At 42.0% G+C, this 15,354-nt stretch carries 10 protein-coding genes and 1 CRISPR repeat array; of the genes, 9 read left to right on the forward strand and 1 reads right to left on the reverse strand.

Features of this window, described 5'->3' with window-relative positions:
- The first annotated feature begins 4 nt into the window (after positions 1–4).
- The 8 genes from flgE (at position 5) to flgL (ending at position 8,470) form a co-directional block, all read left to right on the forward strand.
- Positions 5–1,219 carry a flagellar hook protein FlgE gene (gene flgE / locus SC428_RS02995; protein WP_140181615.1) on the forward strand — a complete coding sequence of 405 codons (1,215 nt, stop codon included), beginning with the start codon at positions 5–7 and terminating at the stop codon, positions 1,217–1,219.
- Between the two features lie 15 nt (positions 1,220–1,234).
- Positions 1,235–1,990 carry a flagellar basal body rod protein FlgF gene (locus SC428_RS03000; protein WP_070926048.1) on the forward strand — a complete coding sequence of 252 codons (756 nt, stop codon included), beginning with the start codon at positions 1,235–1,237 and terminating at the stop codon, positions 1,988–1,990.
- A gap of 21 nt (positions 1,991–2,011) precedes the next feature.
- Positions 2,012–2,794: a flagellar basal-body rod protein FlgG gene (gene flgG, locus SC428_RS03005; RefSeq protein ID WP_070926050.1), complete on the forward strand. Its 783-nt coding sequence runs from the start codon at positions 2,012–2,014 to the stop codon at positions 2,792–2,794.
- Between the two features lie 89 nt (positions 2,795–2,883).
- Positions 2,884–3,615: a flagellar basal body L-ring protein FlgH gene (locus SC428_RS03010; protein ID WP_070926052.1), complete on the forward strand. Its 732-nt coding sequence runs from the start codon at positions 2,884–2,886 to the stop codon at positions 3,613–3,615.
- A 37-nt stretch (positions 3,616–3,652) separates the two neighbouring features.
- Entirely contained in the window at positions 3,653–4,756 is a 1,104-nt protein-coding gene (locus tag SC428_RS03015; RefSeq protein ID WP_318705800.1) for a flagellar basal body P-ring protein FlgI, read from the forward strand.
- The gene (gene flgJ / locus SC428_RS03020) at positions 4,756–5,733 is read left to right on the forward strand and encodes a flagellar assembly peptidoglycan hydrolase FlgJ (protein WP_318705801.1); all 978 of its coding nucleotides are present in this window, start codon (positions 4,756–4,758) and stop codon (positions 5,731–5,733) included. The genes SC428_RS03015 and flgJ overlap by 1 nt, the downstream gene beginning before the upstream one ends.
- Positions 5,734–5,866: 133 nt before the next feature.
- Positions 5,867–7,507, forward strand: coding sequence for a flagellar hook-associated protein FlgK (flgK, locus tag SC428_RS03025; RefSeq protein WP_318705802.1), 1,641 nt, complete (start codon positions 5,867–5,869; stop codon positions 7,505–7,507).
- A gap of 27 nt (positions 7,508–7,534) precedes the next feature.
- On the forward strand, positions 7,535–8,470 hold the full coding sequence (gene flgL, locus SC428_RS03030; protein ID WP_318705803.1) for a flagellar hook-associated protein FlgL: 936 nt from the start codon (positions 7,535–7,537) through the stop codon (positions 8,468–8,470).
- 269 nt (positions 8,471–8,739) lie between these two features.
- Positions 8,740–9,967: a CRISPR direct-repeat array (repeat unit 28 nt; unit sequence GTTCACTGCCGTATAGGCAGCTTAGAAA).
- A gap of 7 nt (positions 9,968–9,974) precedes the next feature.
- On the opposite strand, the gene entD is transcribed toward flgL, so the two are convergent.
- On the reverse strand, positions 9,975–10,631 hold the full coding sequence (gene entD / locus SC428_RS03035) for an enterobactin synthase subunit EntD (protein WP_318705804.1): 657 nt from the start codon (positions 10,629–10,631) through the stop codon (positions 9,975–9,977).
- Positions 10,632–10,906: 275 nt separating this feature from the next.
- Here entD and SC428_RS03040 point away from each other — a divergent pair, with 275 nt between their 5' ends.
- Positions 10,907–14,752 carry an enterobactin synthase subunit F gene (locus tag SC428_RS03040; RefSeq protein WP_318705805.1) on the forward strand — a complete coding sequence of 1,282 codons (3,846 nt, stop codon included), beginning with the start codon at positions 10,907–10,909 and terminating at the stop codon, positions 14,750–14,752.
- Positions 14,753–15,354 lie beyond the last annotated feature (602 nt).

Raw genomic sequence — 15,354 nt, forward strand, 5'->3', positions numbered from 1 at the left:
AAATATGTCATTTTCACAAGCAGTCAGTGGCTTAAATGCTGCCTCAGCAGGGCTTGATTCGATTGGTAACAATATTGCCAACTCCGCAACTAATGGATTTAAAGGTGCAACGACCTCATTTGCCGATATGTTTGCTGGTTCAGGTGTGGGGCTAGGGGTGAATGTTGCTGCGGTAACACAAAACTTTAAAGATGGTTCAATTACACGTACGGATAGACCAACGGACGTTGCTATTTCAGGTAATGGTTTTTTCCGTGTACAAGATGCGAATGGCGACATTTATTACAGTCGCGATGGCCAATTTATTCGTGATAAAAGCGGTAACTTAGTTAACAACCAAGGCATGATTGTAACGGGATACCCAGCGAGTGTTGATAATAAAGGCAATGTGGCTATTCAATCAGGGGGGGTACCTGAGGCACTTAATATTCCAACCGATATGATGGATGCTAAAGCGTCGGATATGGCTAAACTGACGATTAACCTGAATTCGGAAGACAATCCTAAAACATTTGACCCAGATAACCCAGATATACCGGGGAGCTATAACTTTAGCACTACGATGACTGCCTTTGATAGCCAAGGCAATACGCACGAAATTTCTGTTTATTTTGTCAAAACCGATGACAATAAATGGACAGCTTATGCGAAAGATGCCAATGACAAAAAAGCGGTAAAATTAGGAGATATGACATTTGATGGTAATGGTCGTTTATCTACACCAGCAGATGCAAAATTTCCTTTCGACTATAAAGGCCTTAACGGTGCGAATAATGGCACTTTACAAGTTGACCTAAATAATACTCGCCAACAAAAAGTCAGTGAATCATCAGTGAGTGCTATTGATGTAAATGGCTATCCAGCCGGTGAATATACAAACTTCAAAATCGAAGACAATGGTCTGATTGTGGCTAACTACTCTAACCAACAAAAACGTGTAGTTGGGCAGGTGGCATTGTCTGCTTTTGCGAATCCAAATGGTTTAGTGTCTCAAGGTGGCAACGTTTGGGCATCGTCGAATGCGTCAGGTAATCCTATTAATGGCGTACCGGGGGTTGGTCAGTTTGGCAATTTGACCAGTGGTGCACTTGAATCATCTAACGTTGATATGAGCCAAGAGCTGATCAATATGATTGTGATGCAACGTAACTATCAGTCGAATGCACAGACGATCAAAACGCAAGATCAGATGCTGCAAACGATGGTTAACTTACGTTAAGTATAGAGGGTGGCCATGGATCACGTTATTTATACCGCAATGGGGGGCGCACGACATGCGCTTGAAAATCAAGCGATTGTTTCAAATAACATCGCCAATATTTCTACGGTAGGTTTTAAAGCTCAGCTAGCAGCGATGCGCGCTGTCCCCATAAATGGAGATAGCGAGCAAACGCGTACATTAGTCGTTGCTTCGACTCCAGGTGCTGATATGAGCCAAGGGCCACTTAATTACACTGGTCGGCCAATGGATGTGTCGCTTAATGATAAACATTTCTTAGCGGTTGAATTGGCGGATGGAAGCGAAGCCTACACGCGCAACGGTAGTATTCAGATTTCATCTGAAGGTGAGTTGATGATCGGTGAACGGCGTCTGCAAGGCGATGGTGGCCCAATTAATGTACCGCCAAATGCGGAATTAACCATTGGTCAAGACGGTACGGTAACGGCGTTATTAGCCACTGATCCACCGACGATGTTAGGCCAAATTGGTCGCTTGAAAGTGGTTGAAGCTCAGCCCCAAGATTTATTACGTGGCGAAGATGGATTATTTCATCTATCGCCACAAGCACAAGCGGCTAATGGTAATGGGCTCCCTCAAAGCGAAAATTCAATTATCACTTCAGGGGTAATTGAAGGCAGTAATGTCAATGCCGCTGAGGCGATGGTGGCGATGATTGCCAATGCTAGACATTTTGAAATGCAGATGAAAGTTGTGCGTAGTGCAGATGAAAATGCGCAAAAAGCGAATCAACTGCTTACCATTAGTTAACTTATTAGTAAGGAATTATCCATGATCCGTTCTCTATGGATTGCTAAAACAGGGCTTGATACTCAACAAACGAACCTTGATGTTATTTCAAACAACTTGGCAAACGTGAGTACTAATGGTTTCAAGCGTCAGCGTGCGGTATTTGAAGATTTACTGTATCAAAACATTCGTCAACCGGGGGCGATGAGCTCGGAACAAACCTCGTTACCGTCGGGGTTGCAGTTAGGTACAGGTTCTCGCCCTGTTGCCACAATGCGCATTCATAGCCAAGGTGCTTTAAACAAAACAGGTAATTCAACCGATATCGCGATTAAGGGGCAGGGTTTCTTACACGTCCAAATGCCTGATGGGACGGATGCCTATACACGTGATGGTGCTTTGCAACCTAACCAAGATGGTCAATTAGTCACTTCAAGCGGTTATCAAATCGTGCCTGCTATCACTCTCCCTGATAATGCAGAGAGTTTAACCATTGCTCGCGATGGTACCGTTTCTATCAAGGTATTTGGTGACAGCCAGCCACAACAAATTGGACAAATTACGTTATCGACCTTTATCAATGATGCGGGTTTGCAAAGTATGGGGGAGAACCTATACATGGAAACGGCGAGTTCTGGTGCACCAAATGAAAGTGCGCCGGGAACGAACGGTGCAGGCTTGCTATATCAAAATATGCTTGAAACTTCGAATGTCAATGTTGCCGAAGAATTAGTCAATATGATCCAAACGCAGCGTGCTTATGAAATTAACAGTAAAGCAGTTTCTGCATCAGATCAGATGTTGCAACGTTTAACGCAGCTTTAATTTCATAAATTACATCAAGTGGTTATGCCAACAGCCACTTGATGAGCGCCTATTAGGTAAAACAGAAACAGCAGCAAAAGAGCATCATAATGACGAAAAGCGGTATTGCCCTTAATAATAGAAAAGTCCCATCATTTTCACCGAATAAGGCTATCGTGATTGCGATGGTATTCGTCATCAGCGGCTGCGCCCACATTAAGCCTGGCCCGCTGGTGGATACTCAAACAACAGCATTACCGACAGCCCCCACTGCACCTGCACCCAATGGAGCAATTTTTCAAAGCACACAACCTGCTTATTACGGCTATCAACCTTTATTTGAAGATAGGCGCCCACGTAATGTTGGCGATATCTTAACGATTAATCTCCAAGAAAATGTTAGCGCCAGCAAAAACTCATCAGCGAATGCCAATCGTAGTGGTAAAACGGGATTCTTAGCCGCAATTTTACCGGGCTTTATGCAAGGTTGGCTTGGCGGAAGCAATACCGAATTGGATGTGAAGGGGAATAGCGATTTCACAGGTAAGGGAGGCGCAAATGCTAACAACACCTTTAAAGGCACGATCACCGTCACGGTCGATCAATTGCTAGCGAATGGTAACTTGCATGTGGTCGGTGAAAAACGGATTGCTATTAATCAGGGAACGGAGTCGATTCGTTTTTCTGGGGTGGTTAACCCACGCACCATAGGTGCTGATAATAATGTGAGTTCAACCCAAGTCGCAGATGCTCGTATTGAATACGTCGGTGATGGTTATATTAATGAATCACAAACCATGGGTTGGTTACAACGCTTTTTCTTAAATGTTTCCCCTTATTAAGATGGAAATTGAGCTGTATATCGGTAGAGATAATCGAATGAATAAATTAGTGACCCTTTTGCTCATCTTGTTCTGTTTCACGGCGGTCTCTGCACACAGTGAACGGATCAAAGATCTTACTACGGTACAAGGTGTGCGTGACAATGCGTTGATTGGATATGGATTGGTGGTAGGGCTAGATGGTACAGGTGACCAAACTATGCAAACGCCTTTTACCACACAAAGTTTAAGCAACATGTTATCTCAAATGGGGATCACGGTTCCTCCTGGCACCAATATGCAGCTGAAAAATGTGGCGGCAGTGATGGTGACCGCTAAATTACCGCCTTTTGCTCGTTCAGGACAATCCGTTGATGTCGTCGTTTCCTCGATGGGCAATGCGAAAAGTTTACGCGGTGGCACATTATTGATGACGCCATTAAAAGGCGTCGATGGGCAAATTTACGCGATGGCACAAGGCAACATCTTAGTAGGAGGCGCGGGGGCGAGTGCGGGTGGCAGTAGCATCAAGGTCAACCAATTAAATGGTGGGCGTATTTCAGGTGGTGCGACTATTGAACGTGAATTGCCAACGAGTTTTGGGCAAAGTGGTGTGATCAACCTGCAATTGAACGATGATAGCTTTACATTAGCACAAGATATTAGTGATGCAATTAATCGCTTACGCGGTGCAGGGACTGCAACAGCGCTAGATTCACGTACAGTACAGTTAAATGTACCAATGAATAATGCGGATCAAGTGCGTTTCTTGGCTCAGGTTCAAGAGCTGAATGTGCGAACACCATTAGCGGAAGCGAAAGTGATCGTAAATTCACGTACTGGCTCAGTAGTGATAAACCGTAGTGTAACGTTAGAAAGTTGTGCGGTTGCGCATGGTAGCTTATCTGTAACAGTTGAAAGACAAACACAAGTCAGCCAGCCAGACACACCATTTGCCGGTGGGCAAACGGTTGTAACACGTAATACTAATATAGGCGTTCGTGAGCAAGGTGGGGCGCTGCAAAAGGTCAATGCAAGTATACAGCTTAACCAAGTGATACAGGCACTTAATACACTGGGTGCAACACCGACAGACTTGATGTCCATTTTACAAGCAATGGAAAGTGCGGGTTGTTTACATGCTAAGTTGGAGATCATCTAATGAATGATATGCAACTGATGCAGGGGGCCGCATTTGATTTGCAATCGCTGAATGGGCTAAAGCGAGAACTGACTGATTCACCTGAAAAAGGTTTGCGACAAGTCACTCAACAGCTAGAAGCAACCTTTGTCCAGATGATGCTAAAAAGTATGCGTGATGCGTTACCGCAAGATGGCTTATTTTCTAGCGATCAAACACGTATGTTAACCAGTATGTATGATCAACAAATCGCTCAGGATTTATCGCAAAAAGGGTTAGGTTTTGGCGAAATGATGTATAACCAGCTAAAAATGCAAGGTAATACCTCACCACTAGAGCAACCGATGAAACCATTTAGTATGGAAGATCGCTTAATCGACAGCCTATCTAACCAAGCGATGGCACAAATTGTGCGCCGTTTTGCGCCATTAGGTGATGCTTTATCATCACCGATGCAAAAAGTGAAATCTCTCTCTCTAAACAGTCAAAATTTCATTAGCCAACTGATCGAACCCGCAAAAGCGGCGAGCCAAAAAAGTGGTATATCGCATTTATTAGTACTTGCTCAGGCCGCTTTGGAGAGCGGGTGGGGGCGTCGTGAAATCTTAACCGCAGAAGGGAAAAGCAGTCATAATTTATTTGGCATTAAAGCCGGTAAAAATTGGCAAGGCCCTACCACCAATATCATGACGACAGAAGTGATTAATGGCAAAAGCATTAAGATGCGTGATGATTTTCGTGTTTATGGTTCTTACGAGGAAGCGATTGCTGATTACATCAATTTATTGACAGAAAATCCACGCTATCGGGACGTGAAACATGCGCAATCACCAGAGGTAGCAGCACGTCGCTTACATCAGGCTGGTTATGCGACAGACCCGAACTATTCTGACAAGTTGATTAGTTTGATCAATCAAATTCGCGGCCATCAAACCTCTGATACGACAGCCTCTCGGGCTATTAAAGCCTATAACGTCGATTTGAGTGATATTTTTTAAAATTTCATGGCGCTAGGACTAAATTTTTTTGTCGTTTTTCCGATAACCACTACAGATTTGAAAAATTTCCGGTTGATATTGCGAAGGTTTCATCAATAACCATGGCGGTAAGCACCAGAGAAAGGAACAGCTTATGCTAAACAATGTAATGAACAACGCGCTTAGCGGGGTGAATGCTGCACAAGGCGGGTTAAGTGTTATATCAAATAACTTAGCTAACGCAGGTGTGGGCTATTATCACCGCCAAAGTGCCGTTTTCGGGGAGAATCCCGGTACAATGACTCCTAATGGCTATTTTGGTAATGGCACTTATTTCAGCCATGTGCGCCGTGAATTTGATGAATTTATCAACCAACAGTATGGTCAATCGCGCGCACGTAGCGGTGACTATGAAGCTTATGCAAAAAATAGTAGCCAAGTAGATGATTTATTAACTAATGATACGGGGGATATTTCCAATAACCTTGGTAGCTTTTTTACTGCTCTGGATGCGGCGAGCAGTGATGCCAGTGATAAAACATTGATTGATGTTTTTTTGGGTAATTCAAACTCATTAGTTAGCCAACTTAAAGAAGCGGATAGACGTCTACAAGAGATGGAGCGTGATGTTAATCGCCAAATTGAAACCAAGGTGAAAGACATCAATACCTACGCGGAAAAGATTGCAGGACTCAATCAACAAATTGCACGTATGCGCTCAGTAAGTGGCTCAGAGCCTAATGATTTATTAGATGTTCGTGATCGCCTTGTCAATGAAGTCAATTCATTGGTCGGCGTCAAAGTGATTGAGCAAAACGGTAATTACAACGTCACCTTTGCTAATGGCTTGCCATTGGTTACTGGCGAAAAAGCAAATCGACTTGAAGCAGTAGCATCTGCGCAAGACGATAGCCGTTTTAGCATTGGTTTTGTGGGGGCGAATGGACAAGTTCGTGAAATCTCTGATGATGCGATTCGTGGCGGGGAACTGAGCGGTGTTCTCCGTTCTCGCAAAGATGTGATTGATCCTGCTTATCAAAAGCTAAATCAGCTTGCGTTAGTTTTTGCCAGTAAATTTAATAAAATTCATGCCAAAGGCTTTGACGCCAACGGCAATACAGGCAAAGACTTTTTTGAAATCGGTAAAGGTGGTGTGGTGAGCAACACTTTTAACCAAGGTAAGGCTGATTTTGATTTAAGTTATAGCGATGTTTCTAAGGTGACGGGCAATAACTATGAAATGCGTTTTGATGGTACCGATTGGAATGTCACACGGTTACCTGAAGGCGTAAAAATTGCTGTCGATACCTCAACAGCCGACACCTTAAAATTTGATGGCATTGAAATAAAAATAAGTAATAACAATGCGCAAGCCGGTGATGCATTTCTAGTAAAACCTGTTGATGGTGTGATCAATGGAATGCAAACGCTGATCAGCAATGCAGCTGACTTTGCGGCAGCCGGAGCTAAAGGTAGTGGGCCTGGGGACAATGAAAACATTAAACAATTAGTCAAATTGCAAGATCAAAAATTGGTTGGCGGTAATTCAACTTTCTCTGATTATTATGCATCGATAGTCAATGAAGTAGGGAGCCAAACTAAGCAGGCGCAAATTGATTCTGAAGTACAAAATAAAATGACTGAAAGTTTTTATGCGCAAGAGCAGGCAGTTTCAGGCGTTAATATGAATGAAGAAAGCATTCAAATGCAGAAGATCCAGCAATTCTTCAATGCGAATGCACAAGTATTAAAAACGGTCGATGACTTATTCAATGCCCTGATGAGAGCATTTTAATTTTCAGTAATTAAAAAGGATCCTGTTATGCGTTTAAGTACAAATATGATTTATCACCAGCGCCTGCAAGATATGAATAATGCTCAGTCACGCTGGATGGAGGCAGGTAGCCAATTAGCGTCGGGTAAACGAGTCAGTAAACCCTCAGATGACCCGCAAGCGTCTTCACAAGCAGTACGGATCAACCAATCAGAAAACCGTAATCAACAATATGTGTCGAGTCGTGGTTTTGCCAAAACGGGTATGTTGTTGCAGATGAGTGTTCTGACACAAATGAATGATGTGACGACTCAAATAGATACCACGATTATTCAGGCCTCAAATCAAGGCCCTTTAAGTGATAGTGATAGAGAATCGCTAGCCGATCAGATTTCAGGCTTAAAAGATCAATTGGTTGCACTGGGCAATACGACTGATGGTAATGGTCGTTATATTTTTGCGGGTTTTAAATCGGATCAGCCACCTTTTGAAGTCGACGCAAGTGGTGAGGTGATTTATAACGGTGGTGATAAAGCGATTATACAAAATGTGTCTAGCGATCGTGAAATGACGACCTATTATACGGGCAATCAAGTGTTTGCAACCGACGGTAGTAATCATGTTGAGGTATTTAAAGCACTCAATAAAGCAATTACAGCTTTAAAATTACCACAAGATACCGCAACAGAAGCCGAGCTAGCGGCTGCACAAAAAGATTTAGGTGAGGCAAATACGGCGGTTAAATCAGCGTTAGACCAAATTTCTAATATTGAGTCTAAGCAAGGTTTACAATTACAAGAAATTGATAAATTAGACTTTCTTGCAGATTCACGCAGTATCCAAAATAGCAAACGAGTCAGTGAATTGTTGGAAACAAATTGGACTGGTACGACATCAGATTATTATAAAGAGATGGCGATGTTCCAAGCTTCACAGGATATTTTTAAAGACTTAAATAGTATGTCGCTGTTTGGTGGTCGCTAAGTGATTTGCCAGCACTGATTGTTTGATAGAGGTGCTGGCTTAATTCGTTAGGGATAATCTATTTTTCTTTATTGGTTCAATAGCAGTAGATATTGTCTTTTTTGATATTCATTTTGATTCGTTATCCTTCTTAAATTACCTTCTATGTTTTCCACATTAAAAATAATAAGTTAAAACAATAGGTTAAGATACGCCTTATAAAATAAGGTATTTTTAACAATTTCGGGCTAGTTTCTTGTTATCTTAGATGTTTTCTATGATAGGCTATAGTTCACTGCCGTATAGGCAGCTTAGAAATCCTGCTTTTCACTGTAACCATGATTGGCCAGGTTCACTGCCGTATAGGCAGCTTAGAAAATGATTGGCAAGCATTAGCTTAGTTATCGTTGGTTCACTGCCGTATAGGCAGCTTAGAAAATGCTTTTCCTTCATCTGGCGGCACGCTTTACGTTCACTGCCGTATAGGCAGCTTAGAAAACCAGCTAACAACCCTATTTCGAGTTTTGAAAGTTCACTGCCGTATAGGCAGCTTAGAAAATGGAAAGACTGGACTAAGTTCAGGTTAGTTGGTTCACTGCCGTATAGGCAGCTTAGAAAGCCTAAATTAATCCCAGCATTCGAAGGTAACTGTTCACTGCCGTATAGGCAGCTTAGAAATTTTACAGCAGGAATCCCCATCTGGTCTAAGCGTTCACTGCCGTATAGGCAGCTTAGAAATATTCATGCAACTTGAAAGACTTTCAGATGACGTTCACTGCCGTATAGGCAGCTTAGAAAAGTAACACAACCTATTCTTTGTAAATAAATTAGTTCACTGCCGTATAGGCAGCTTAGAAAATAATAAAACCACTTTCATACAAAAAATCCTTGTTCACTGCCGTATAGGCAGCTTAGAAATTCCTAAGTTTCAATTAACACTAAGCGAAAAAGTTCACTGCCGTATAGGCAGCTTAGAAAATTCCGTGGCGTTGGTTTCTATCCCTATGTGTGTTCACTGCCGTATAGGCAGCTTAGAAAGAACACTGGCAGATTGACGGGGTAGGCCATTAGTTCACTGCCGTATAGGCAGCTTAGAAATATCGAAGGGATAATAAATTAAATAGGGTTATGTTCACTGCCGTATAGGCAGCTTAGAAATAACAAAGTCATGCAACACATCGCGAAGCTCTGTTCACTGCCGTATAGGCAGCTTAGAAAAAAGTAGAGCAAGGAAGCGAAGAGTGGTTGTCGTTCACTGCCGTATAGGCAGCTTAGAAAACTTGTTGCACTTAAGCCTAAATACTTCATTGGTTCACTGCCGTATAGGCAGCTTAGAAAGCTTATGTGCACAAAGCATGGTGAAGCTTATCGTTCACTGCCGTATAGGCAGCTTAGAAAAGAAATACACAGCAATTAAAATACGCACACTTGTTCACTGCCGTATAGGCAGCTTAGAAAACAAATCACGACCAGATCCGTGTCATCGGCGTGTTCACTGCCGTATAGGCAGCACATACAATCAGTCTTAATGACAAACCAAGGTAATGACTTGCGTACCTTGTTGTTGCCAATACAATATCCATCTTTCGCCTTTTATGTGCCCAGCGAGATCATTTGTTAGCTCAAGCGTCAGTGTATTATGGGTAATGTTAATGATTTGTGAGCTAAAAAAATCAATACCTTGTTTTGCATCATAACAGAGTGCCTTGTATAAACTCTCTTTGGCACTAAACGCGAGGGTGATAGCGAGAGGAAAAGGCCAGCCAATCAAGCTTTGCCTTTCTGCATTATTAAGTACGACTTGCCAAATTCGCTTTGCTTCAGACTCATCAATAATGGTTTCTATATCGATGCCGACGCTTGTTATGGCCTTATCAATCGTAGCAATCGCAATCGCACAACAACAATTATGACTAAGACTGCCTTTAATGCCTTTTGGCCACAAAGGCTCACCGTGTAAACCCATATCGATGACTTGGCCGCGACCCGTTAATGATTTAATGGCATAGGAAGCTGCGATACGTCCTGCTAGATGCTCGGCTTTTCGTTTGATGACTGCATTTGCGAGTTTGCTGTGATGCGGAAGATAGAGTAAGTCATCACGGGTGAAGGTGGTGGGGTCAAAGTACAAAAAGTGTAATGTTTGTTTACCTAAATAGCGGGTTAAATAATGAGTATCCATACTGATATGGGCCTTCAAATGAATTATCAAAGGTAACAATAAGTCGCTTGATTATTTATTGTTATTCCTTTTTTTAGCATCAGCCTAATCTTTTTTGAAAAGCCATAAAGCGCCACTCCACCATTATGATAGAAGTTGAACTAGTGACGATAAAGGCTTGATATGGTAATTCACAATCCATCCAATGCTTCTGATGGGGCGTTTGATGCCTCATGTAATACACAATCAGGGTTAGTACTTCTATCAACACGGGGCATAGCGAGGACAAGCGTATAATGTGTCATAAATTACCTCTTGTTGCTGCTCAGCCTGCGATTTGGGCCGCTGAACGCTTGTATACAGAATACCCTGCTTGGAGCGTTGCACATTATGTCGAATTGGTCGGCGAACTTAATGTCACGCAGCTAAAGCAAGCCATTATTAGTGGCATGATGCAAGCGGATACATTACGTATGCGTTTTCAAGAACAGGATGGTGAAGTGGTTCAGTGGTTTGATGAGACATTACAGTTTGATCTTCCTGAATACATAGACTTACGTCACTGCCCTGAACCTCATAATACTGCGTTGACTATCATGAATGCTGATCTTCAACAAGATTTACGTGTGAACAGTGGCAATTCATTGGTAATGCATAAAATATTACAACTGGATGATCAGCGATGGTATTGGTATCAACGCTACCATCACATTCAAGTGGATGGTTTTAGTTTCTCGGCGATTACTCAGCAAATAGCGGCAATTTATCGTGCGTTACAGCAAAAACAATCAATACCAGCATCACCATTTACCCCTTTTCAAGCGGTTGTCGATGAATATCTAAAATATCAAAATAGTGAATTTTTTCATATAGATAAAGAATTTTGGAATGATTATTATCAAAAATTGCCCATTCCTGCATCACTGTCCACCAAATCATTATTGGATAAAGACAACAATATCATACAATTACAGTATATTATTGAAAATCAATTCTTTGCTCATAAACAGGGGTGTCAGTCGATAGATTTAGCGCTTGCACTAGTGACATTATGGCTCGGAAAATTATGTGGCCGTATGAATTATTCGGCTGAATTTATGTTTATGAGGCGTATAGGATCTGTCGCACTCGCTGCAACAGGGCCTGTGGTAAATATGTTACCCTTTGCTATTCAGATTGATGAAGGGGAAACATTACCTGAATTTGCACAACGGCTCACTCAACAGCTGCAAGTGATACGCCGCCATCAACGTTACAACTCTGATTATCACTTTCGAGATAGGTGTGGGGCGGGACGAAATGAATTAATTTACGGCCCTGTATTAAATGTCAAAATGTTTGATTCTCCATTGGAGATGCCAAAACTTACCACCAAAACGCATGTGCTTGCTTCAGGCCCAGTTGATGAGCTGGAATTGGCGCTATTAGTTGATGAAACAGGACAAGTGACGATTGAGTTATTAGCTAATGGTCGCTGTTTTGAACGGAAAGAACTTGAAGAACATTTACAACGCATCTCATTGATGGTTAGGCAATTTATCCATAATCCTACATTAAGATGTGGTGATGTTGATGTCTTGCTGGAAAGCGAATATCAACAACAATTACGCATCAATCATACTCACAGAGAGTTGCCCATCACAACACTAAGTTGCCTTGTTGCTACACAGGCAGCTAAAACACCGGATGCAATTGCATTAGTCGATCAGCAATATTCGCTGACTTATGACGAAATGAGAAAACAAGTCGTTGCTCTATCTCTACAGCTAAAATCGTTAGGGGTAAAATTAGGCGATAGCGTGGCAATTGCCTTACCTCGGTCGATATTTTTAACGCTTTCTATCCATGCAATCGCTGAGATTGGGGCAGCTTGGTTGCCATTAGATATTGATTCTCCAGATAGGCAGTTGGATAAAATATTGAAAGATGCTCAACCCATACTTTTGATTACGCTGGCGGAATATCTACCCCGTTTTTCCGGTATAAAAGTTTTATGTTATAACGCGTTATTGCCATATATCCCACAATGGATTGAGCCTTGTATTCAACCTGAACACACCGCTTATATTATGTATACGTCGGGCTCAACAGGGGTGCCTAAAGGAGTAATGATTGGGCAAAAAGCGATAGTAAACCGTCTACTATGGATGCAAGAGAGTTATCCATTGGCATCAACCGATGTTGTGATCCAGAAAACACCGTGTAGTTTTGATGTCTCAGTGTGGGAATTTTGGTGGCCGTTGATTGCGGGGGCTAGATTGGTGATGTTAGAGCCGCAAGCTCATCTTGATCCGCTAGCAATGATGTCATGTTTTAAGCAGCATAGGGTCACCACAGCCCATTTTGTTCCTTCTATGTTAGCGGTTTTTATTGAGTCATATATCAGACAGCCGCACAGTTTAACGCTGAAACAGGTCTTTTGTAGTGGTGAGGCTTTACCGACTGAGCTGTGTCGTCGATGGGAACGGCTAACTCATATACCGTTATATAATCTTTATGGGCCTACCGAAGCGGCTATTGATGTTAGTTATTACAAGGCTTACGGCGATGACCTTGCTGCTGTAGAAGGAAATACTGTACCAATTGGTTACCCAATATGGAATTCAGGTATGCATATACTTGATAGCCAACAGCGACCTGTTCCTTTTGGGGTCGCGGGTGAATTATATTTAACAGGAGTGCAACTCGCACAGGGCTATCTTAAACGTCCTGATTTAACAGACAATCAATTTATTTTTAATCCACTTAATATGGGTCAACGCATGTATCGTACAGGTGACATTGCTCGTTGGCTCAGTTCAGGCGCAGTGGAATATCTCGGTAGAATTGATTCGCAGCTGAAAATAAGAGGCCAACGGGTAGAGCTTGGTGAAGTGGAGTGTGCCATGTTACAGCTTCCTGATATAGCACAAGCCGTGGCACATGCATGTATATTAGATAATACGGCGCAAATGGCAGGGGATACACGGCAGCTAGTGGGGTATGTGACTTCTATCTCAGGTCAGCAACTTGATATGGTTAGCTTAAGAGAGCAGTTAAGCGAGCATTTATCACCTTATATGCTACCGTCAATGATTGTACAACTTGATGTTTTACCACTCAGTAAAAATGGTAAATTAAACCGTAAACGCTTACCTCTTCCTGAATTGCTTTCCCCTAAAACGGGCAGAAAACCGTTAACGAAAACCGAACTAATTATTGCCAAGGCTTACCAGCAATTATTAGGTTGTCATATTGAAAGCATTGATGCGGATTTTTTTGCTTTAGGAGGGCATTCTCTTCTGGCAATTCAGCTAGCGGCACAGCTAAGTCAGCAGTTACGCCAGCAAGTCACCCCTGGCCAAATTATGGTATCACCGACAATAGGCAAACTTGCTGCACGTTTAAATCCGCAACCTACATTCAAAGATCCTTCGCTATGGGGCATGGAAACGATTTTGCCCTTGCGTGAACGAGATGGCCCTACACTGTTTTGTTTTCATCCTGCATCGGGTTTTGCATGGCAATTTAGTGGATTAGCTCGCCATCTTAGTGAGCGTTGGAGTATCACCGGTTTACAATCACCACGTCCAATGGGAGCAATGATGGCTGAAACCATTGATGATGCATGCGAGCAGCATCTCAAAACGTTATTAATCCAACAGCCACAAGGCCCTTATTATTTATTAGGATATTCTTTAGGAGGAACTTTAGCTCAAGGGGTTGCTGCTCGTTTGCGAAAGCTTGGTAAAGAGGTGTTATTCTTAGGTCTTTTGGATACTTGGCCGCCAGAAGTACTCAATTGGCGTGATAGGGCTCAGGGGGAAATAAACCCCGATATAATAGCTAAAATCGCTCAAGAACGAACCGCATTTATGTCAGTACAGACGAGTACAGAAACCAATAACCTTTTTCGAATCATTGAGCAAAATTATACCGATGCTGTCAGATTACTGACGACAGCTCATACATTACCTTATGATGGTAAGGTGACACTATTTGTGGCTCAAAAAACGCTACCTGAAGGGCTAACACCTAAAACAGCTTGGGCGCCGTGGGTACAACACGTCGATCTTTACCCTCAAGATTGCACTCATGTTGATATTATTTCCCCAAAATCATTTACGGCAATTGGCCCTGTGTTACGACAAATATTAGGTTAGCTTATTATATTACAACCGCATTAATGTAATGAAATTGTCTTGTATTTTCTTTAGTCATCAAACATTTGCTATATTTAGCTGTGTAAATAACCAAAAAGCTTTTTATATCATGGTATTAGTTAGTATTACTCTTCGGATATTAACAACATAAATTTGCATGACAAGCAAATGAGAACCCATACTTTTACATAATATTTTTCATCAAAATAGAGATAATAATTATCGTTATCCCATTTATTTTACTGTGTTAGCATGCGCGACACTGATTTAATCAAAGATAAAACGAAAAGAAGTATGAGGAGAAAACTAAGGTTACTGAGTGTAAGTTTATTAAAAAAATATCCTGCATTTCGAGTCATTTTTATTGCATAACTATTAACGATATTAGGTTAATTATTTTTCGGCGCATTAACACGAGTGGCTTCGATATGAAGGCTATTTCAATCTCTGGTGGTCAGTGGGTAGGGCAAGTTTTCAGCTTGAATGCGTAGCTATTGCTTTTGGTATTGTATCGAGTGCCATCGACGACGCTGCTGGTAGTGAATTTAGGGGCTTACTAATGACTGTAGGCTGAATACTTGTTGAATTACTCAGAAAATTGA

It is taken from the genome of Providencia sp. 2023EL-00965 (assembly GCF_033550225.1).
Taxonomy (GTDB): domain Bacteria; phylum Pseudomonadota; class Gammaproteobacteria; order Enterobacterales; family Enterobacteriaceae; genus Providencia; species Providencia manganoxydans.